General features: G+C 35.9%; 17 protein-coding genes and 1 tRNA gene. 7 read left to right on the top strand and 11 right to left on the bottom strand.

Annotated features, from left to right (window positions below):
• Window positions 1-65 precede the first annotated feature (65 nt).
• Together A9G41_RS10105 and cysE are read left to right on the top strand one after the other, a co-directional pair.
• Window positions 66-1,307 carry an oligosaccharide MFS transporter gene (locus tag A9G41_RS10105; RefSeq protein ID WP_065583174.1) on the top strand — a complete coding sequence of 414 codons (1,242 nt, stop codon included), beginning with the start codon at window positions 66-68 and terminating at the stop codon, window positions 1,305-1,307.
• Between the two features lie 188 nt (window positions 1,308-1,495).
• Window positions 1,496-2,257, top strand: coding sequence for a serine O-acetyltransferase (cysE, locus tag A9G41_RS10100; protein WP_075539628.1), 762 nt, complete (start codon window positions 1,496-1,498; stop codon window positions 2,255-2,257).
• A 58-nt stretch (window positions 2,258-2,315) separates the two neighbouring features.
• On the opposite strand, the gene A9G41_RS10095 is transcribed toward cysE, so the two are convergent.
• The 5 genes from A9G41_RS10095 to recN all read right to left on the bottom strand — a co-directional run bounded on the left by A9G41_RS10095 (window position 2,316) and on the right by recN (window position 7,182).
• Window positions 2,316-3,149: a mechanosensitive ion channel domain-containing protein gene (locus tag A9G41_RS10095; RefSeq protein ID WP_065637988.1), complete on the bottom strand. Its 834-nt coding sequence runs from the start codon at window positions 3,147-3,149 to the stop codon at window positions 2,316-2,318.
• A 61-nt stretch (window positions 3,150-3,210) separates the two neighbouring features.
• Window positions 3,211-3,804 carry a nucleoid occlusion factor SlmA gene (slmA, locus tag A9G41_RS10090; RefSeq protein ID WP_065637987.1) on the bottom strand — a complete coding sequence of 198 codons (594 nt, stop codon included), beginning with the start codon at window positions 3,802-3,804 and terminating at the stop codon, window positions 3,211-3,213.
• Entirely contained in the window at window positions 3,801-4,259 is a 459-nt protein-coding gene (gene dut, locus A9G41_RS10085) for a dUTP diphosphatase (RefSeq protein WP_065637986.1), read from the bottom strand. The genes slmA and dut overlap by 4 nt, the downstream gene beginning before the upstream one ends.
• Window positions 4,243-5,469: a bifunctional phosphopantothenoylcysteine decarboxylase/phosphopantothenate--cysteine ligase CoaBC gene (gene coaBC, locus A9G41_RS10080; RefSeq protein WP_075539625.1), complete on the bottom strand. Its 1,227-nt coding sequence runs from the start codon at window positions 5,467-5,469 to the stop codon at window positions 4,243-4,245. The genes dut and coaBC overlap by 17 nt, the downstream gene beginning before the upstream one ends.
• Before the next feature lie 51 nt (window positions 5,470-5,520).
• The gene (gene recN, locus A9G41_RS10075) at window positions 5,521-7,182 is read right to left on the bottom strand and encodes a DNA repair protein RecN (RefSeq protein WP_065583179.1); all 1,662 of its coding nucleotides are present in this window, start codon (window positions 7,180-7,182) and stop codon (window positions 5,521-5,523) included.
• A 304-nt stretch (window positions 7,183-7,486) separates the two neighbouring features.
• Between recN and A9G41_RS10070 the strand changes: the two genes are divergently transcribed.
• The 4 genes from A9G41_RS10070 to metF all read left to right on the top strand — a co-directional run bounded on the left by A9G41_RS10070 (window position 7,487) and on the right by metF (window position 12,656).
• Window positions 7,487-8,050 (top strand): hypothetical protein, encoded by a 564-nt coding sequence (locus tag A9G41_RS10070; protein ID WP_075539624.1) that lies wholly within the window; start codon window positions 7,487-7,489, stop codon window positions 8,048-8,050.
• A gap of 597 nt (window positions 8,051-8,647) precedes the next feature.
• Window positions 8,648-9,199, top strand: coding sequence for a YagU family protein (locus A9G41_RS10065; RefSeq protein ID WP_065637982.1), 552 nt, complete (start codon window positions 8,648-8,650; stop codon window positions 9,197-9,199).
• 175 nt (window positions 9,200-9,374) lie between these two features.
• Window positions 9,375-11,648 carry a 5-methyltetrahydropteroyltriglutamate--homocysteine S-methyltransferase gene (gene metE, locus A9G41_RS10060; protein WP_075539623.1) on the top strand — a complete coding sequence of 758 codons (2,274 nt, stop codon included), beginning with the start codon at window positions 9,375-9,377 and terminating at the stop codon, window positions 11,646-11,648.
• Between the two features lie 132 nt (window positions 11,649-11,780).
• Window positions 11,781-12,656 carry a methylenetetrahydrofolate reductase [NAD(P)H] gene (metF, locus tag A9G41_RS10055; RefSeq protein ID WP_065583329.1) on the top strand — a complete coding sequence of 292 codons (876 nt, stop codon included), beginning with the start codon at window positions 11,781-11,783 and terminating at the stop codon, window positions 12,654-12,656.
• A gap of 39 nt (window positions 12,657-12,695) precedes the next feature.
• On the opposite strand, the gene A9G41_RS10050 is transcribed toward metF, so the two are convergent.
• The 6 genes from A9G41_RS10050 to A9G41_RS10025 form a co-directional block, all read right to left on the bottom strand.
• Window positions 12,696-12,772 (bottom strand) — tRNA-Met (locus A9G41_RS10050).
• 1,048 nt (window positions 12,773-13,820) lie between these two features.
• Window positions 13,821-14,069: a hypothetical protein gene (locus A9G41_RS10045; RefSeq protein ID WP_179854694.1), complete on the bottom strand. Its 249-nt coding sequence runs from the start codon at window positions 14,067-14,069 to the stop codon at window positions 13,821-13,823.
• A 92-nt stretch (window positions 14,070-14,161) separates the two neighbouring features.
• Entirely contained in the window at window positions 14,162-14,521 is a 360-nt protein-coding gene (locus tag A9G41_RS10040) for a hypothetical protein (RefSeq protein WP_075539621.1), read from the bottom strand.
• Between the two features lie 59 nt (window positions 14,522-14,580).
• Window positions 14,581-17,661, bottom strand: a complete 3,081-nt coding sequence (locus A9G41_RS10035) for a type I restriction endonuclease subunit R (protein WP_075539620.1) — start codon at window positions 17,659-17,661, stop codon at window positions 14,581-14,583.
• Between the two features lie 13 nt (window positions 17,662-17,674).
• Window positions 17,675-18,874, bottom strand: coding sequence for a restriction endonuclease subunit S (locus A9G41_RS14335; protein ID WP_075539619.1), 1,200 nt, complete (start codon window positions 18,872-18,874; stop codon window positions 17,675-17,677).
• Window positions 18,871-21,450: a type I restriction-modification system subunit M gene (locus A9G41_RS10025; protein WP_075539618.1), complete on the bottom strand. Its 2,580-nt coding sequence runs from the start codon at window positions 21,448-21,450 to the stop codon at window positions 18,871-18,873. Before A9G41_RS10025 ends, A9G41_RS14335 begins: the two co-directional genes overlap by 4 nt.
• Before the next feature lie 331 nt (window positions 21,451-21,781).
• Here A9G41_RS10025 and A9G41_RS10020 point away from each other — a divergent pair, with 331 nt between their 5' ends.
• Entirely contained in the window at window positions 21,782-22,288 is a 507-nt protein-coding gene (locus tag A9G41_RS10020; RefSeq protein ID WP_065583187.1) for an NADAR family protein, read from the top strand.
• The last annotated feature ends 250 nt before the right edge of the window (window positions 22,289-22,538 follow it).

Raw genomic sequence — 22,538 nt, 5'->3', positions numbered from 1 at the left:
TAATGTTAACATTAACATGTTAACGTTAAACTTCATCAAATTTCAACAATATAAGAGTAATAAACATGAATATGATACAAAATAGAAACTATTGGTTCTCGTCAGGCTACCTTATTACGTTTTATGCTGCATGGTCGCTTTGGTGGTCTTTTTATGCCATTTGGTTAAAAAGTAAAATTGGCTTATCGGGTGAACAGTTAGGTATTGTTTATGCGGCTAATTCTGCTGCAGCCATGTTTTTTATGATTTTCTATGGCATTATCCAAGATAAATTACAAATAGGTAAAGCCGTAGTGACCTTCCAAAGTATTATCATGGTTCTTATTGGCCCTTTTTTAATTTATGTGTATGAGCCTTTATTAAAAAATGATTTTATTTGGGGTGTTTGTATTGGTGCACCAGTTTTAAGTGCCAGCTTTATTTCGGGCAGTGCTTTGATTGACTCTTTTATTGAACGTATTAGTCGATTATTTGGCTTTGAATTTGGCCCTGCTCGTTTTTGGGGATCATTTGGTTATGCTGCTGCAACGTTTGTTGCGGGTATTTTATTTGGCATTGATCCTCATATTAACTTTTGGATGGCGTCGGGTGTTGCGGTTATCTTTTTTACCATTAATATGATGTTTAAGCCAAAACAATATCAAGCATCACCAACTGAAAATAACGATACTGTTTTAGTAGAAAAAACAACGACTATACCAACAATGGGCGAAATTTTATCGCTGTTTGGTTTGCAAAAATTTTGGTTGTTTGTGTTGTTTGTTATTGGTACTTATAGTTTTTATACTATCTATGATCAGCAGTTATTTCCTAATTTTTATACTGGTTTTTTTGAAAAACCAGAAGATGGTTATCAAGTTTATGGTTATTTAAATTCCTTCCAAGTCTTTTTAGAAGCAACTTGTATGATTATTGCTCCTTATTTTATTAACAAAATGGGGGCTAAAAGATCGTTATTAGTTGCTGCACTAGTTATGATTTGCCGAATTGCATTATCTGCAACGTTAGATAATATTTATTTGATATCATTCGTTAAGTTATTTCATGCAATTGAAATTCCATTATTTATTTTGGCGATGTTCAAATATATTGTGGGTAATTTTGATGCAAGATTATCGGCGACCCTTTATTTAGTTGGGTTTAATATTTCATCCAATCTTGGCGTTATTGGGTTGTCATGGCTAGTTGGTAAATTATTTGATAATACCGGATATTCGACAACATTTTATGTCCTTGCCGGTGTTGTTTTACTGACTTCGGCGATAGCAATATTTACTTTAAGCGATGAGCAAAAATCAAAACAATAATAATCTTAAATTCGCGCTAACAATGATAACAAAATGGAAACATGGAATTTCCATTTTGCTTTTTAATGTGATGATAAATGAATACAAAACTTGCTTCTAGGTTAAGTTTGCGAAACAATGTTAGCAATTTTAGTTAATGTGTATAGGAACTTGTTGTGAACGATGCAAAGATTGTTGTTAAACCCCAAATGTTATGGCAAACCATTCGACAAGAAGCCTCAGCATTAGTTGAAAGCGAGCCGATGCTAGCGAGTTATTTCCATGCAACTTTGCTCAATCATGAAGATCTGGGTAGTGCTTTAAGCTATATTTTAGCTAATAAGCTTGTTTCTCAGGTTATGCCGGCTATTGAAATTCGTGAAATTGCTCGGCAAGCATATAAAGCTGATGAAAATATTATTCAGTCCGCAATAAACGATATTCTAGCTGTCTATATTCGCGATCCAGCAACTCATTATTATTCAACGCCACTGCTTTATTACAAAGGTTTTTTATCACTACAAGCTTATCGAATTGCTCATTGGCTTTGGCAGCAAAATCGTAAATCATTGGCGATTTTTTTACAAAGCCAGATTGCGATAGTGTTTGGGGTAGATATTCATCCAGCAGCAAAAATTGGCTATGGGGTGATGTTTGATCATGCAACAGGCATTGTGATTGGTGAAACCGTGGTAATTGAAAACGATGTTTCTATTTTACAATCCGTCACCTTAGGTGGCACGGGTAAACAAAATGGTGATCGCCACCCAAAAATTCGTGAGGGCGTAATGATTGGTGCGCATTCCACGATTTTAGGCAATATTGAAATAGGCAAAGGAGCTAAAATTGGTGCGGGTTCAGTTGTGTTAGATCCTGTGCCTCCGCATACCACCGTTGCCGGCGTGCCAGCAAAAGTGGTGGGTTGCCCTGATTGCGACAAGCCAGCTTTAAATATGGATCAAGATATTTAATTGTTATTAAATAATAAAAAACGCCGTTAATAGATATCGACGGCGTTTTGTATAACTGTTACTTAGTATTAAGGTTTACATCCATGGTTGGATATGGAATATTGATATTATTTTCAGTTAGCCCATTTTTGATATTTTCAAGCAATTCACCTTTTACGGTGCCGTAATTTTCATTTAATGTCCAAACTAAAACATTAAAATTCATTGAGGAAGCATCTAACACATCTAATCGAATGGTTGGCTCTTTGGTGGTTAATATATTATTGGTTTTATCAACGGCTTGTTTTAATACTTGATAAACTTTTTGAATATCTGAATTATAACCCACATTAATTACCAAATCTAAACGTCTTTCAGGTAAACGTGTATAGTTAATAATGTTGGCACTCACTACCTGACTATTCGGGATCACAACAAGTTCATTCGTTGGGGTAACAATAGAGGTTGAGAAGATTTGTATAGAATCAATAACGCCTTGCTGGCTATTGATGACAACAGTTTCACCAACTTTAAATGGACGAAAAATAATTAAAATAACCCCAGCGGCAAAGTTAGATAGCGAACCTTGTAATGCCAAACCAATCGCTAAACCAGCGGCACCAATAACAGCAACAATCGACGCCGTTTGTACGCCTAATTGACCTAAAACGGCAACCAATGTCATGACAATGATGGCATAATAAGACAAAGCACTGACAAATTTAACAACGGTCGGATCAACGTGTCGGTTGAACAATATCCGTTTTAATTGGTTGCTAATAAATCTAGCAATCGTTCTACCAATAACAAAAATAAGAATAGCAAAGCAGAAATGAGCGATATAGCTAAATACAACCCCATCATATCGTTTGATAAAGGTAAGGGTATGATTTAAGAAATCTTCAAAATTCATCTTATTATCCTCGGTAATAGGGAATAGAAATTTCTGTTAATGTGTTTTAGTACAAATTTGGCTAAACCAATTGTTTAACTAATAAACTCCAACGTGTATCAAAATTAGTGGTGGGTAGATATTTAAAACCTGAACGAGAATAACGCGCCATCATACCTTCACAATAAGCTAATAACTGGCTAGATAAAATCCGTTCGTCTGTTATAAAAGCCACTCCCTCACGAATTTTTCGTTCACGTAAAACTTGTTTAATTTGAGTCTCAATGCGTTCAAATAGTTGGCTAATCCGCTCTTGTAACTGTTCTTGCTCAAACATTAATGCATGACCGGTCATAATTCTGGTTAATCCCGGGTTTTTTTCAGAAAAGCCCAATATCAACGCAAGAATAAGTTGTAAACGCGTAAAGGTATTAGGCTCATCTTGAATAATCACATTAATGCGCGACAACAAGATATCTTCAATATAAACAATTAAGCTTTCAAACATTTTTGTTTTGCTTGGAAAATGTCGATATAGCGCTGCTTCAGACACACCTACTGTTGCGGCTAATTTGGCCGTTGTAATTCGTTGAGTGCCTTCATTGGATTCAAGCATTTTTGCCAATGCTTGTAAGATATCTTCTTTACGATTTTTATTTTTGCTACTCACAGTCATTTTTTACCCGAATGCCCAAATCCACCTTCTCCACGCGCTGACTCAACAAATTCATCAACAATGTTAAATTCGGCTTGTACAACCGGAACAATAATTAATTGGGCAATTCGATCGCCTGCCTCAATAACAAAAGGTGTTTGACTACGATTCCAAACGGGAACAAATAATTGGCCTTGATAATCAGAATCGATTAAACCAACCAAATTACCAAGCACAATACCATTTTTGGAACCGAGTCCTGAACGAGGTAATACTAAGGCAGCCAAACTAGGATCGGCAATATGCATTGATAAGCCCGTCGGCGTTAAGATAGTTTCGCCGGGTTTGATTTCCGTGGTTTTATCAAACATCGCGCGTAAATCAATACCAGCAGATCCTGCGGTTGCATAGGTAGGGAGTGGAAATTCATTACCCAAACGTTGGTCTAATACTTTTATATCAATTTTTCTTTTCATCATGACTCGCTTTATATCGTGTTATAACAGCTTGAAGTAACTGTGTTGCTAATTGTTGTTTACTGCTTAATGGTAACGTTTGCTCACCATTTTGCCAATATAGCGTTAATGTATTTTGATCAGAATTAAAGCCGATGGTTTTGTCTGAAACATCATTAGCGCAAATTAAATCTAGATTTTTTGTGATTAATTTTTTTAGTGCATAAGTTTTGACATCATGAGTTTCAGCTGCAAATCCTACCACAAAAGGGCGATTCGTTTTTAGTGCTGCGACACTTGCGACAATATCGGGGTTTTTTACTAATTCAATAATAAGTTCGTCGTTATCGCTGGTTTTTTTGATTTTTTGTGGCGCAATTGTTTTGGCATGATAATCGGCAACCGCCGCGCACGAAATAAAAATAGTTGATTTTTGCGCGCAATTTAATGCTTCATCATACATCTGTTTAGCGCTTTTAACGTCAATTCGCTTGACATCATTTGGCGTATCTAAATGGACTGGTCCACTAATTAATGTGACTGTAGCACCCATTTGAGCGGCTGCATTTGCAATTGCAAAGCCCATTTTTCCTGAACTGTAATTACTAATGTAACGAACTGGATCGATTTCTTCGATCGTTGGGCCTGCTGTAATGGTAATGGATATGTCTGAAAGTACTGAAGTTGCTTTAAAATAGTGTGCAATTTCTTCAACAATTGCGTGTGGCTCAAGCATACGTCCTGATCCAATATCACCACAGGCTTGGAACCCGCTATCTGGTCCGAAAATCAAGGTATTTCTTGAGGCTAATACTGATAAATTATGTTGAGTTGCCACAGCTTTATACATTTGTTGATTCATTGCTGGAGCAATGGCTATTGGTGCAGAGCTTGCTAAGCAAATGGTAGAAAGCAGATCATCGGCAATTCCATTTGCCATTTTGGCAATAATATTGGCAGTTGCTGGCGCAATTAGGACAAAATCAGCCCATTTGGCGAGTTCAATATGACTCATAGAAAGCTCAGCAGATGGATCGAAGAGATCACAAGATACCTGATTGCCAGACACGGCTTGTAGGGTCATTTTGGTGACAAAATGGCTAGCAGAATCCGTCAGCACGACATGTACTTGCGCACCTGCTTTTTTTAAATGGCGAACAAGATCAGGGCATTTATAAGCAGCAATGCCGCCCGTAATTCCTAATAAAATACGTTTACCAGATAAACTCATGAGAAGCTTCCCTCACACCTAAAATGAAAGCGCTATATTACCACAATTAAGTTAGATAATAAGTAGCTCTTTTGCATTGGCTAACGTTGCATCTGTAATTTTATCGCCACCTAATAATCTCGCTAACTCATTTAACCGTCCATTATTGTCTAATTTTTGCATATCTGTGGAAGTTTTTTTGCCATTAGTTTGTTTACTAACAAAGTAGTGCTGATTAGCATGCCCTGCTACTTGTGGTAAATGCGTAACGGTAATAACTTGCGTTGATTGCCCAAGCTCTCTTAATAGCTGCCCTACTTTGGCGGCAGTTGGTCCGCTGATACCGACATCAATTTCATCAAAGATTAACGCAGGCGTATCCATTTTTTTTGCCGTTAGCACTTGAATTGCTAAAGCAATACGGGATAATTCGCCACCCGATGCGACTTTAACCAGCGGTTGTGGATTTTGACCGGCATTAGTACTGACTAAAAATGTTACTTGATCAGCCCCATCGCTGTTTAATCGATTTTCGTTAAAAGCAATATCTATACTCAATTGTCCATTTGGCATCGATAATTCATGCATCGTTGCGGTCACATTTTTAGCTAACGTTTTACTGATTGTTAAGCGTTTTTGGTGTAATTTAGCCGCAATTTCAATAGCAATTTGATGATATTTCTTTATATCTGCTTTCAGTTGTTCGCTTTGCTCATCTTGTTGGTTAATTTGTTTGAATTCAGCTAACAAATTTTGATGTAATTCGGGTAGGGTTTCCGGAGATACATGATGTTTGCGAGCCAATGCAATTTGCTTTGAAATCCGCTGTTCAAGTTGCATGGCGCGAGCAGGATCAAGTTCTAAACGCTCGCTATAGTGGCGCAGTTCATCACTTGCCTCTTTAATTTGGATAGAGGCTTCTTCTAACAGGTTATAAACGCTATTTAAGCAAGAGTCGAGTTCAGCTAGTTCTTGAACGCTATTTTTTACACTGCTTAGTAAATTATTAACATTATAATCATCAGCTTCATCTAATAGCATGACTGATTGTTGGCTAAGGTTAATTAATTGTTCACTGTTTGATAATCGCTTGTACTCTTCGTCAATTTGTTGATATTCTCCTTCAATTGGCGAAAACTCATTAAGTTCTTTTAACTGATATTGCAAAAGTTGCATATGCGCGTCACGTTCTTGCCGTGAAGCTTCGTATTGTTGGTAAGTGCGCACTGCATCTTTCCATTGCTTATAAGCTTGATACATCTGCGTTAGCAGTGTTGGCTCATTCATATAATGATTCAGTAACAACTGTTGATAGTCACTTCGCAAAAGCCGTTGATGTTCATGTTGACCATGAATTTGAATGAGCATCTGCCCCACATCTTTTAATTGCGAAATAGGTACTGCACGACCATTAATAAAAGCCTTAGAACGTCCATCTTGATTAATAACGCGCCGTAAAATACATTCATTGCCTTCATCAAGTTGGTTTTCACTGAGCCAAGCAAAAGCAGCTGGTGTATCATCCAGCACAAAACTTGCAGAAATATCAACGCGATCTGCACCATAGCGAATCGATGAGGCATCGGAACGATTGCCTAAACATAATCCCAATGCATCAATGGCAATCGACTTCCCTGCACCTGTTTCGCCGGTAATAGCGGTCATTCCCGAAGTAAAATCGACAAGAAGCTGATCCACAATAGCAAAATTATTAATAGTAAGTTGAGTTATCATAATAAATTAATACATAAGGCTAGTTATAATATTGGTAGTATAGCAGTAAAAACACTGTAAATAAATACAGGTGATTGTTTTTATTTTTTGAGATGTTTTGGGAGGGAAGCTTGTGTTAAAGTATAGGGAGATTGATAAAATTATTTTGTCGTATGAAGATTAATAATAATGATTAGATGCAACTTAAAAAAATGAGTTAGTTGAGTTTTGCATCAATTACGGTAAGCAGAGTGTAAAGGGATAATTGATTCTAAGTTAGATTGACTGATTATTTTTCGATAAAAGTTAAATAAAGAGAAATAAAATGGGATTACCAAAAGAATTTAGGACTGAACAAATATTAGCATTGGAAAATGAATTAAAAAATTTTGAAGTTGAGTTATTAGAAAATTTAACTAATGAAGACTTTAGAATATTAGGTATGTATATACAAACTTACAATTTTATTGATTTAAACATTAGGCGTTGTTTTAATATATTAAAAGAAAAAGAAATTTTAATTACAAGTCAAAAAGAATTACATATTATTCCTAATTTAGTTAATAAAATTATATCTTGTCTTTCAGAATTAAACCTAAGCCATGAACAAAGAAAAGAAGCAGAAGAGAAACTTGAAGAAATAAAATTTCGAAGAAATCATAGAAATATTTTTGCTCATTTTGCGGCAAAAAGAATTCCTAATCAAGATGCAATAGTTTTTATGACAAATGATCCAATAGACATGAAAAAGATATTCAAACAAATAAGTCCCTCTGATGCAATTTTTTATGCTATATATGATACTGCTGATATAAGAGGATTAGTTAAACACGTATTATCGTATGAAAATTGGTTAGCTGAATTTACTTCAATGATTATTAAAATATAAGACTCTACTTATAGGGCCAATTCTACTTTGCTCCCTCCATCACCTTAACTGCGTACTCTCTAAAATCTTGATAATATTCTAAACTGCCAACTTTTTATGTACAAATCTATTCAACAACTCAACAAATTGGTACAACTCATAAGGATTTACCATGATAAGTCAACTTAACACCCACCCGATCACATTGTAAAATCACACGAAAATAATATAACACATTCTATTTATACTGAATATTTATTGATCAAATAATTCCACCTGTTCACATTTTAAATTATATTGTTGTAAAAAATATTCAGGATTCTATACCGTTTTAATAATAAATAATCACATTCAATGATTTATTTAAGCTAGATTTACATAGTGGTTATGCTCGATTATTTTTCAACAACATGGACTAATTGCTTTGAAAATTACCTTTGCCTAAAGGTGGCATAAAACACTTTATAAAGATTTCAAGGATTATTTTAACCAATGAATGTAACTACCCCCATCATTCCAATAACTTTTACAATCAGCCTATCCCTTTTATTCTTCTTTTATCTACTGCTGTGGAGTATAATCCGATGACGTAATTATTTTAACTATGGGATACCCAGTATGTTTGGAAATAAAACAAATCGCCAAGTTATTATATGGACCACCATTATTGGCGGATTTTTTAGTTCATTAGTAAAATGGGGTTCAGAGGTTAATATGCCTCCTCGTGTACCAGGTGAAATATCGCCACCAGCAGCGCACATTGATGCATGGCTTGGTTGGCTTGGGATTAATTCCCACTCGCTTGATTATATTTACCAAGGGGCAAGCGTTTTAGGTGCGGTGACACTTTATCACTGGTTATTTAGTTTCGCTTTTGCCTTTGTTTATGTTGCTGGCGCATATTATTGTAATAAAATCCGCTTATGGTATGGTGCATTATACGGCATTATTATAACTGTTGTTATGCATGGTTTTTTAATTCCGTTACTTGGCTTTCGCCATCCTGCTTATGATGCTGAAGGGACTGTGGGTTGGTTATGGAATTTAAATGGTTATGAACTTTGGAGTGAAATTCTAGGTCATATCTATTGGGGAGCATCGATCGAAGTGTGTATGATTGCGGTACTTGCTCATTTTACAAGACCAATTCATGGTAACTGGCGCCAATAACTGGCTTAGCTTTCATCTGTTAATGTTCAATCCTACTATTTAAATAGTGGGATTTTTTATTTTAGTTGTTATAGTTAAAAACTATAACAATTCATAAAAAACTAGAATTATTCAATGCCTGTTTTTTTTGTTATCTTTTTTATCACTAAAGAAAAATGATAAAAAGGAAATAAAAATGAATACTGCTGTTATTGGATATCCTCGTGTTGGTAAGCTTCGTGAACTTAAATTTGCAACAGAAGCCTATTTTAAAGGCAATAAAACCCAAGCTGAATTATTAGACGAAGCCAAGGCGTTACGCGCCGAGCACTTAAAACAACAAGTGGCACAAAAAATTGCTTTTATTTCATCGAATGATTTTTCATTTTATGATGCCGTACTTGATACCGCATGCTTGTTGAATGTCATTCCAAAACGTTATCAAGATTTAGGTTTATCTGAACTTGACCGCTATTTCGCGATGGCGCGTGGTTATCAGGGCGAAAAAGGTGATGTGCGTGCGCTGGCTATGAAAAAATGGTTTAATACCAATTACCACTATTTAGTGCCTGAAATTGAAGATTCAGTACAGATTAAGTTAACAGGTACGAAACCTTTTGACGAATATCAAGAAGCTAAAGCGCTAGGCGTGCAAACCAAGCCAGTTGTGATTGGTGCATTAACCTTTTTTAAATTAGCGCAGTATTTAGGTAAAAAACAGTTTGTTGATTTTAAAGCGGATATTATTAAAGCTTATCAAGAGATCATCCAAAAATTCACAACGCTTGGCGCTGAATGGATCCAAATTGATGAGCCAATTTTAGTAACCGATCTTAATCAAGACGATATCGCCTTATTTACCGAGCTTTATCAAGCGATTTTATCAGTTAAAGGTAACACCAAAATTGTTCTACAAACCTATTTTGGTGATGTGCGTGATTGTTATAAAGAACTTGTCGCTTTACCTTTTGATGGGATTGGGCTTGATTTTGTTGAAGGTAAACAGTCATTTGCTTTACTTGAAAATAATGGCTTCCCTGCTGATAAAGTGTTATTTGCTGGTGTTGTTAATGGTAAAAATATCTGGAAAAATAATTACCAAAAAACCTTAGCTTTACTTGGTAAAATCAAGCAAAAAGCCACAAATATTGTGATAAATACATCTTGTTCATTACTGCATGTTCCTTATACATTGCAAAATGAAACCAAATTAACCATTCAACAACGTGCTTATTTTGCTTTTGCCCAAGAAAAGCTGCAAGAGCTTGCTGAACTTGGTCAGTTATTTAATGATGCAAATCCTGAAAATAACACTGCTTATAAAGCTAATCAAACACTATTTACCCGTGAACGTGAAGGTGCAAACCAAGCGGTTCGCCAAAAAGTGGCGGCATTAAACGCGTCTGATTTTACCCGTTTACCTGAGTTTTCAGTGCGTGAAGCAGCGCAGAAAAAGGCCTTTAATTTACCATTATTACCAACCACAACCATTGGATCATTCCCGCAAACGCCTGATGTACGTTTAAATCGTGCTAAATTCAAAAAAGGTGAAATTTGCCTGAACGAATACACTGAGTTTAATCAACAAAAAATTGCTGAATGCATTAAATTACAAGAAGAAATTGGCATTGATGTGTTAGTGCATGGTGAATTTGAACGTAATGACATGGTCGAATATTTTGGTGAAAGCTTAAATGGCTTTGTGTTTACCGAAAAAGCATGGGTGCAATCTTACGGTACACGTTGCGTTAAGCCACCGATTGTTTGGGGGGATATTTCACGCTCTAAACCGATTACGGTTGAATATTCGAAATATGCACAAAGCCTGACTAATAAACCTGTTAAAGGCATGTTAACAGGGCCTGTCACCATTTTAAATTGGTCATTCCCACGCGAAGATATCTCTCAAAAAGAATCGGTATTCCAAATTGGATTGGCCATTGGTGATGAAGTGTTAGATCTTGAAGCTGCTGGCATTAAGATTATCCAAATTGACGAAGCCGCGTTAAAAGAAAAATTACCACTGCGTAAAGCGGATTGGAACAGCGAATATCTGGATTGGGCGATTCCGGCATTTAGATTAGTACACAGCAAAGTCCAAGCTGATACCCAAATTCATACACATATGTGTTATAGCGAATTTGCTGACATCATTAAAGATATTGATGCAATGGATGCTGATGTGATTTCTTTCGAAGCTTCTCGCTCTAATCTGCAATTAATTGATGTACTCAATGCTAATAATTTTAAAACTGAAGTTGGACCTGGTGTTTACGATATTCATTCGCCGCGTGTTCCACCTGTTGCTGAAATTAAAGCGACGATTGAAAAATTACTGGCGAAGATTGATAAGCAAAAATTATGGATTAATCCAGACTGTGGTTTAAAAACGCGTGGCGAAAAAGAAGTCGTTGAAAGCTTGCAGCATCTTGTTGAGGCTACATTAGCAGTAAGAAAAACACTGAATTAGGCACTGTTTTTACAAAAAACTGAGCTTATTTACTAAGACATCGTACTTTACGAGCCTGAAAATTCCGTCGCCTATTTTGGTGGCGGAAATATTAATAAGGAAAATAAGTGATATAACGAATGGATGATACAAATGAAAACAAATCTATTATTTAATCAAAAAACGGTGTTCTCTTTTGAAGTTTTTCCCCCTAAAAAAACCTCACCTTTAGCAACCATTTATAGCACGTTGCGAGAGCTTGGTTATTTTAAGCCCGATTTTATTAGTGTTACTTATGGTGCTGGTGGTAGCTTAAATGGTCAAACCACCATTGATATTGCGCATTCGGTTAAACATACTTATGGCATCGAAAGTGTTGCGCACTTACCGGGGATCAATTTTGATAAAGCCGAAATGCAAAAAATCCTACACGATCTTAAATGTGCAGGGATTGATAACGTGCTTGCTTTGCGTGGTGACATCAGCCCGAATGTGCAACCTAAAGATGATTTTCGTTTTGCCAGCGAACTGGTGACATTTATTAAAGAAAACGGCGATTTTAACGTGATTGGCGCATGTTATCCAGAAGGTCATCTTGAAGCATCAACCCTAAAACAAGATCTGATCCATTTAAAAGAAAAGGTCAATGCTGGTACTGATCAACTGATTTCGCAGCTATTTTTTGATAACGACTATTTTTATGCATTTTTAGATAAAGCGCACGATATGGGCATTAATGTGCCGATAGAAGCCGGCATTATGCCAGTGACTAATAAAAACCAAATTGAGCGCATGGTATCGATGTGTGGGGTGAATTTACCGAAAAAATTCAAACAAATGATGGAAAAATATGAACATCATCCTGATGCATTTCGTGATGCGGGTATTGCTTATGCAATTGATCAGATTGTTGATTTAGTTTCACAAAATGTGGATGGCATTCATTTATACACTATGAACAATAGCTACATAGCCAGACGCATTAGCGAAGCTGTCGCAACATTACTAGCTGTACCAAAATCAAAATAGTGATGATGAAAAAAGGATATATCAAGGATTGATAGGAATTGGTTGCGGGGGCTGGATTTGAACCAACGACCTTCGGGTTATGAGCCCGACGAGCTACCAAGCTGCTCCACCCCGCGTCAAAGAGGTAGCTATATTATAGTAATAAAATAAAAAAGCAATACCTATTTAGCTTAAACGCTACATTTTTAAACATTCTTGAGTTAATCTAGACTATTTTCTAATATAAACACAAATTTACTTGAAAGTTTTTAACAAAAATTTTAGCCTTCCTCCAAAAACAAAGACAGTAAAATCCAACTGTGCTGAAAATAGCAATAATTTTATAACCATATGATTTCAATTAAAAAATAAAAATAAAAAATTAAATAAAATCAATTATCTATCTGAACGGTTTTGATGAGTAACACACTGATTTTTTTACATCAGTATTTTAGTACACTTAGATAAATAAACAAAAGTCATTAACGTTAATATAATGATTAACAAATATCGGGGAGTTATCAACATGATGCTACTATCTAATTATCTAAAATCTACAGATATTGAATTAATCAATACTAATTTAAAAAAGTAGCTATGACAAACTTAAAACATATTCTTAATGATCACTACACAGAACTAGAACTTAATACTAAACAAGATACCCAAACCTTACTTTTCATGAAAGCTTAAGCATGCTTTTAACGGGAGATTATAATGAACCCGTTTTCAAATGTGCTTAAAAATTTATAAAGATGAAATGTATCTTGGTTATTATCACTATTTAACAACATTAGGCCTTACCTTTGTTGATGAATTCTTTATTATCAGATAACCAATAAAAACACATTGTGTTGCATTTTATATTGAAATGCTTAAACGCCCTAAAATCTGGTCAAATAGATTCAAGTAATAGATACCTTTATATAAAAAAATAATTTTCTGTTTCTCGACTTTTTATGCATTTAAACAATATTTTTACGAAGATAACGTACCATACAAAGTGCTAGCAACATAATTAGATTAGTAATACCCAGAAAGAGACTTATAAAAAATTACAAACATTGAATTAAAAACTAACACAAACAGAAGGTTGTTGCAAAGAGACCGCTTAGTTGGGACAACTAAAGATGATCAACTACCGCTCTTTTTTTAGTTTATATTAAATACAGGTATTATCGATTTTTACAATTCCTCGTGCTCCGTATAATCTTCTAACACCGCATCAGTCATACGTTCTAAATGTTTGGCTTTGCTAAGATCTTTTAAATTACTGTAGGGGATATAGCTACAACGATCTGATAATGGTCCACTTTCTAGTAACGAAAATACTGGACGACGGATCTCTTGAAATACCTTTTCCTGCCGGCTGTCTGGGGCGACAATATGTAGTTTAATATTCATATTGGGTTGTAAGGCGAGTAAATCCGCCATGCGTAAAATACCCGAATACACCGAAGTGGTATGTTCTACTTCATTAAGGGGATAATCAGTGGTTATGTTATTTTGTTGTAATAGGCAGTTTGTTAATAACTTACCATTTTATCAATGTTTTGAGTAAAAGAAAGGTGTTGCCAAATTTGGTCAGAATGAATAGGAATAGCTTGGGTTAATGGTAACCACACTTTAACACGAATATGAAAACGAACAATAAACGGATCATCCGATTCTAAAAAAAGTGGTGTGCTATCTTCATAAGGGCCATCAACCACTTCAAGCAGACCGCACCAGCGAGATAATCGAACCAGATAACAAATAAAAATATCCCCAGCTTTTACTTTTTCTGCCAGTGATTTTTGTCGAACCCGAAAACCGGATACTGTTTTATCTGAATTCATAAAAGCTTGATACGTTTCGGGTGAAAAAATATTGGTGTAGTAAGCCATAAATAATTATCCGTTTTTAATTAACCTTATTTTAATGGTTTGGGTCCATTTAAAAGTAATCAGTTAAATTGCTGTTTAATCTCGGTCATCCAACGTGGAAGTTCGTCATGTAAGGCGAGATTGAGCATAAATAAATTATCAATATCTTTATTTGCTTTGCTTAAATCAATCGTTTCAATCATTTCAGCAAAATAAGGCACAATATCCGATTTTGATAGTTCAAATTCAGTTATTGCTTGTAATAATAGCTTGCTATCAATACCCCATTCGTTAGCAAACTGGTTAACGGCATGTTTGATTTTATCGTTTTTCCAATTGGCAAATGCTTGATCAAAATGGACTTGGCTGGATAGGCGACCTGTTAATAATTCGGAATCGACAAATTCCTTTAATATTTTTGCTTGCTGATCTTCTCCCATTTGACTTAATTCTTGGATTTGTTCGTAGATAATGCGCCTAGTTTCGTCGTTAACGGTTTGCACACCATCAACATGCTTCACTTTAGATCCAATTAAGCTAAGAATATGGGCAGCATCAATCACCTGTGTGCCCGCTAATTTGGTTTTACCGATTAAAGTTGGTGCTACGATTGGCTTTTTAGTCGTATTATCTTTAGCGGTTAAGTTTTTAAATGCGCCAACATATTGCAACCAACGGTGCTCTGTCATGCCAAAAGTGGCATTATCCCATTGATATTCGTAATATTGTTGGACAATATTAAGCTGATCATCGGCAACTTTAAACGCTTTGCTAAATTCAGTTAGTTTTTTATCATCATGTTGAATTAATTGCCATTGGGTTGGATCGGCTAAGGTTAAAACTAATTGCTCCAAATCGTTAGCTAAAATTCGCACAGCAGTGGCATAGGTTTCAACAATCGCTTTGCTACTGCTACCACCACTACCATATAGCTCAAGGGCTTGGTTAACCATTTGTTCGGTCAGGCGTGGGGTTTGGAAATTTACAATTGTGCCAAACTCTTTGCTAGAACCAAACACGCGATTGGTGCGTGAATAAGCCTGAATTAAATTTTGTAGCTTTAAAGTGCGGTCAACATAAAGAGTATTGAGTCGTTTAGAATCATAGCCTGTTAATAGCTGATCAGCGACAATCACTAAATCAATATTTTTACCATTACGACCACTACCGCCACGGGTAGCACGCTCGACCACATCCTCAAAATAGGCTTGTTCGCCATGCTTTTTATCACCGGCGATAAACTTAATGCCAGTAAACGCTGCGTAATCATTAAACATGGCACTGATAATTTCGGGATCGACATTATCTGGATCATTTTCGTTACCAAAGCTAAAGGTCATGGCGATATTGATTTTTTGCTGTTGGCTTGCAAGTTGTTTTTTAAATTCCTGATAATAGGCAATCACCCGTTCTTTATAAGCGACGGTTAAAATAGCATTAAATTGTTGCTGTTGAGATTGTGCTTGCCAGTTATTTAAAATCTCTGTAACCACTTGTGGTATATGAGTTTGATCATGATAAACTAATAGCTCTTTATCAATAGCTTGCTTTTCAACTTCGGTTTCGCTCCAGCTATGTACTAATCGGGCGATTTCGCGATCGGATTGTTCTGGTTTTTCAATTTTAATACGCTCAATAAGCTTATCGCGTAAATCTTCATAACTGCTAAATTCGCCAGTATTAATATAATCGACATGAAACCCGAGCACGTTGCCATCAGCAATGGCTTCATCAATGGTATATTGATGTAATTTAGGGCCAAATAACTTTTCGGTAGTGTTAATCACTTCGCTGTTTTCGTTTATTTTGCCTTTAATTTTGTTTTCATCAAAAAGCGGCGTACCAGTAAAGCCAAAAAATAGCCCATTTCTTCTAAAATGGCTTTTTATATCGCCCATCATATTTTTCATGGTGGAACGGTGTGCTTCGTCAACAATAAAGACAATTTTTTTATCGGCTAAGTGACTATCTTTACCCTCTTCAAGGGCTTTAACCAAATTATGCAGTTTAAAGATAGTGGTGACCACAATGCCATTTTGGCGCGTGCTAAGGTGTTTTCTAAGTTGCGCAGTGCTGTGCGTGTCATCAACCGTGACAGGCTCAAAGGCAGCATAGGCTTTAAAGTTATCACTGGTGCGGCTATCAAGTTCACGCCGATCGACCAAAAAGACCACTTTATCAAAATAAGCTCGAGTTGATAAAAATAGCGCAGTTTTAAAACTGGTGATAGTTTTACCCGATCCTGTAGTATGCCAAACAAAGCCGCCATGTGGTTTTTTATTGGGATTATCCCAACCAAATGCCGCTCCTTCTACCGCTTGCAAAGCAAAGACCTGATAAGGGCGCATTAGCATATGTCGGCGGTTTTCTTCCTCTTTGGCTTCATCAATGACTAAGTAGTCGCCCACCATTTGATGCGCCATGGGGATCATTAAAAAGTGTTCAATGACTTGTTGCCAATGATTGATCGGTTGATTGAATTTATTTGCCCAATGAAACACAAAGCTAGGGTTAAAGTCACTAATTGATTTAGGCGTGGCAAAGTAACGAGTTTCGATTTCACTACTTATTACCATCATTTGCGAAAAAGCCATAAAATTGTGGCTATATTCACCATCTCGATAGTAACGCTTAAACTGTTCGAATGCTTCGTCAAGGTTTTTATCGGTCCGTTTTTGTTCAATATTAATTAACGGTAAACCATTAATTAATAACACCAAATCAAAACGATTACCGTTAGGGGTTTGTACCTCGCGGGCAATGCGATAACTGGAATCACCGCCACGCACTTCGGCTTTTTTAAAGATAGTTAAGGTAATTTGCTTACGGGTGATAAGCGGGTTATCATCGCGATAGATGCCATCAATTTTGCCTTTTGACTCTTCCATGGCGAGCAATTTTGCCGCTTGGTAACTGTTTTGTAGTTGGTTAACCTTTGCCATTACTTGGCTAAATTCGTTATCGGTTAATTCAACACCTTCAAGTTGATCGGCATTAAGACGATTAAGTTCACCCCGCCAATGCGTAACTAAATCATTAACCGTTACTTTACGTCGATTACCATCTAAAAAGTCAGGTGCCTGCCATTTCTGTTTTTCTAATTCCCTGACGAAATTTTCTTGAAAAATTTTTTCTGCGGCATCTTTTACAACCTGACTCATTCCTTAACTCCTTTTATACAAACATTTCGTTTAAATAAGCTTGTTTGATGTTTTTTAATTTATTTAGTTTTTTTTGTTCTAGGGCGATTTTGTTATCCAGTAATTTAAAGAAATTACCGATTTGTTGTTGCTCTACTTCACAAGTAACAGAAACCTCAAACTTCGAAAATTTTGAAATCCAATGCCTTTCATGATTTTGAGGTACATACATAATATTTCTCAATACGTAATAGACAAAGACAGAATTATAATTCTGATTTTTTAGCATTAAAATTTTTATTGCTGAACTCTTAATTTTAAAGGGGAAGTCAACATAGTGTGACGAAGTGGTAAAATCATCAAATATGATGACAGGGTTATTAACATTTGCTTTATAAATATTGTTTTCTTCATTCGTATAACCCAATATAAAGCTTTTCCCCGCTGTTAAAACAGGGATTTTATAAGCGTCATTATAGTCAACATTATTTACAATATACTTAGTTGGTTGTTCATATTTTAATAACTGAACCAGTTCCTTATTATTCCAGTCTTCTTTAAACCCACTAAACCGTAACTTAGGTTGTAATTTTCCCCTACTTGGAAACATTTCCCTCAGATAGGCAGATTTTAGGGTTTTGGCTTTTTCTAATTTTTTTTGTTGAGTATTAATAAGGTTATCAAGTTTTTGGAAAAAAATTCCAATAATTTTCTGTTCATCAATATTCGGAATAGTAGCATGCAGCTCGGATATGATTTTTTTATTTAATCCTCCACGAGAACCATCCCCAGAAGAAATCGAACGTAATTCTTCATATCTCATACCTAAATTTTGAAATAAAAACTCTGAATCAAGTTTTTCATTTGGTACTACTGCTGCAATAGACTGATTTGTTGTTATTTGTAATTCATTTATTGCGACTTTTCCTCTAGTTTTTCCTTGTCCTGCTAATGCGATAAGAATTGACTTCTCTTTTATCCAGCGTGCACTAGAACTATCAAATCCTTTTTGGGAAATCATATTATCTGTAGAAAAAATTCTTTTCTTATTTATTTCGCCAGAAGACATCCATGGAACTTCTTTCGGCATCCAAAAATCTTTAATTTGAGTACTAGGAGTACCACCAGTTAATATTTCAGCATATTCATTGAGTTGTTTTAAAAGACTCCAAGCCTCTCTATCCTCAAACGCCTTAAACCGCCGCTTAGGAATTAATTTCTTACTTTGACTCATTGCGTTACCACCAGATCTTGCATCATTGCTTGTAACTCGGCTTCGAGTTGTTCGATCTCTTTATCAATCGAAGTTAAGGTGTCTTGATAACGTTCGTTTAACATTTGCAGGGTTTTTAATTCGGCTTTAATCGGTTTTTCGATTAATTCGCTCAGTAATGCAATGGTATTACCAAACCATTTTTTAGACATTAGTGTGTCAATTTCTTGATCCGTTAAGCTCAAAATCCGTTCTTGTACCGCTTCTTTTAATGCCAATTCGTCCGCTTTAATTTGTTTACTTAATGTCGATTTTTGGCTGATTAATTTATCGACTTTTTTAAGTGTTAAATATGCTTCAGCATCTTTTGGTGTCTCTTTTAACTCTTGTTTGAGTTTTTTATTATCAAATGTATCAAGCGGTTCGTCATCATCATTCTTTTTCAATGATTCATACAGCGCATCGTACTCAGGGCTGTCTTCGACTTTGGCTGCTTCAATAAGATCCGCAAGTTCGCTTTCTAGCGTTTGGATTTGCTGTTTATTGTGGTCGATATTAGCTAATTCATCGGCATATAATTCCGTAGCAATTAATTCGCTTGGGATTAGACTGCTGATAAAGCCGTCTTGCTCAGACCGTTTTTTAGCACCGCTACCTTTGTTGACCATATTCGGTACTCGGTTACGTGCTGCGGTATAAAAATCAGTTGCGGCAATAATTTCAGCGTCATGGAGTAATGTATTTTGCCAAATTTCGGCAATAATCTGATAGCCGTCATAGATATCAAGATGATTAAAGCTTGCTAGTAAGATTTTTATATCGTTTAACATTACTTCCATCAGCGGGTGAATCTGTTCAGGATCATTAATTGCAATGATTTGTGACCAATAGCGGTCAATATAAGCTTGCGTTTGCTTCGCTAATTGCTCAGATTGTTGTAGAACACGTGCATCATTTAAAATTTTAGCGCTTAATTGACTAATCTCTTCTTTTAAAATGAAATATTTCGGACGAACAGGCTCTAATGCCGACTGTAATAGATCGGGGGTGGTGGCACGAATAACCGCCAGTTGCTCAATATTGTGCTGTGGTATACCACCTAATAAATGACCTTCAACGTCGTGAGCAATATCATCATCAATGGCATCAATATAGCGGGGGATATTGAGGTTGTATTCATTGGCGATAATCTCTTGGCGAGTGGCTAAATGGCTATAGCCAGCTTGCTCTTGACGTGATACATAAGTATCAACAATTTTGGCGATGTCTTTTTCTTGCAAGACATTTTGCTTACCGACTTTGATAAAGGTATTTGAGGCATCAATGATTAATACGGGATCGCTGAGCTGTCTATTCTTCTTCAACACTAAAACCACAACGGGGATGCCAGTGTTGGTAAACAGGTTGCTTGGTAAGCCGATTACGGTATCAATGTAATTCTTTTCTAATAATCGTTTGCGGATTTCTCCTTCGGCTGCACCACGGAATAAGATTCCATGGGGTAATACAATTGCCATGGTACCGCTTTGTCCTAAATGGAATAGTCCATGTAATAAAAAGGCAAAGTCACCTTTTGAATCAGGCGGCAATACGCCAGCTATTTCAAAACGGGGATCGCTCACTTTTAGCCCTGCACGATTCCAGTTTTTTACCGAATATGGGGGATTCATTACCACCGCATCAAATTGGACGCCCTCGCTAGGACGTTCAGGATCTTCAGGCCAATCATGGGCTAAAGTATCGCCATTTCTGATAGTCATTTTATTGGGTTTAACTTCATGCAGTAATAAATTCATCCGCACTAGATTATAGGTGGCGGTATTTTTTTCTTGACCGTAATAGGTTAAGCTTTGTTGTGCTTGTTTAGTTAAATGTTTTTTAACTGTTAGCAGTAATGAACCAGATCCAACCGTCGGGTCATAAATCGAACGGATATTTGGTGTTTTGGCGGCGATTTGTGCCATCACTTCACTTACTTGGCGAGGCGTATAGAATTCCCCCGCTTTTTTACCCGATTCCATGGCAAATTGCCCAATCAGGTATTCATAAGCATCGCCTAATACATCGCCTTTTTGCAAAGTGACCATATCAAGATCGGCAAATAATAAGATTAAGGCTTTAATATTTTTACTGCGTTCATGTAAATTACTACCAAGAGCGGTATCGGTTAAATCTAAGGTTGAATTAGAAAATAGATTTTTAAAGTCATCGGCATCTTTGCTATTGGCAATTGAACGTTCAAAGTGATTTAAACTGTCGATCACTTTTTGCACTTCAAAATTGCCTTTATTAATATCCGCGATCCAAGTTTGATAAAGATGCTCGGGTAAAACATAATAACCCAACGTACGTTGTAACATGCTTTCTAATTGAGGACCACGTTCAGCCATACCATTGTAATAATTGGTGATAAGCTCGGACTCGGTGATCTCATCTCGGGTTGTCATCGATTTAAATGCAGCTAATGTTTTATCGCTTAAAAATTTATAAAACATTAAACCTAACATATAATCTTTATAACGGCTGGCATCCATCGAACCACGCAGCTCATTGGCGCCATCCCATAATCGACTTTTAATCTCTTCAGATGTAATCACAACGTATTAACCTCGTTTGCTAATGTTATCTTGGTATAAAAATAGGGTTATTTTTAATGGTTTTATAACCAACCTAGTTTGCGCTGTATTTTAGCGATAATTAGCGCAAAATCCTAGCTAAATCAGTCAAAGTCAATATCGCTGTAAAATAGAGAAGAAAAGATATTATGCTTAGGGTATCTGGAAGCTTGTTATTTGATAGAATGTATTTAAATTGGAAATTATGTGATAGCCCAATACAATATGTATTACTTTTATCAATGGTTAGGTTTTATTTGTACGTTAATGAATTTTTAGCTTGATTATTCTAAACAAGGAGCGATTTCAAAAGATGAAACAAGTTGGAAAAAAGAAAATGATTTTCTTTTTTAGTCCTGACAATTACTTATCTCAATGGTACCCTTGCCATTTTGTCATTGATAATATTACATTTACTAGTGCAGAGCAGTGGATGATGTATGCTAAAGCATTGTTATTTCAAGATGTAGAAAGCGCCAATACCATTTTATCTATCACTTCCTCGAAAATGCAAAAGCAGATCGGGCAAGCTGTGCGTAATTTTGATGAAACGATATGGGATAACAATAAGAAAAAAATTGTTTTTAAAGGTAATTATGCAAAGTTTTCTCAAAATGCGGAGCTTAAAAAATCGTTATTATCAACCAAAGATAAAGTTTTAGCAGAAGCCAGCCCTTATGATAAAGTTTGGGGAATCGGTTTAAGCATGGATGATGAAATGCGATTTAATATGGCCAAATGGCGAGGAAAAAACTTATTAGGTGAAGTTTTGATGGCAGTGCGCAAGGCATTAAAAGAACAATCTAAATTAAGTTATTAAATAAGGCGGACTTACATTTTTAGGTATATTTTCCCCAATAAGTAGATTTGTATACTCAAATACCATATTACCTGAAGCCTTATCGACAATAATTTACTGCTTTTCACTAAAGTCTAAACAAAATTATTCTCGCTTGGTAGGGCAATTTACCGTAGGCAACACTTTACGAGAGTATCGATAAAATGACCCAAAGGGATCCTCTCGCTCCCTTTGGGTTATGGCTCTGGGTTAATGTGTTTCACTAAACGCT

This window comes from Gilliamella sp. Nev5-1, assembly GCF_001690895.1.
Taxonomy (GTDB): Bacteria; Pseudomonadota; Gammaproteobacteria; order Enterobacterales; family Orbaceae; genus Gilliamella; species Gilliamella apicola_C.
Note: the sequence above shows the minus strand (reverse complement) of the source record. Positions and strands in the feature narration are given on the sequence as shown.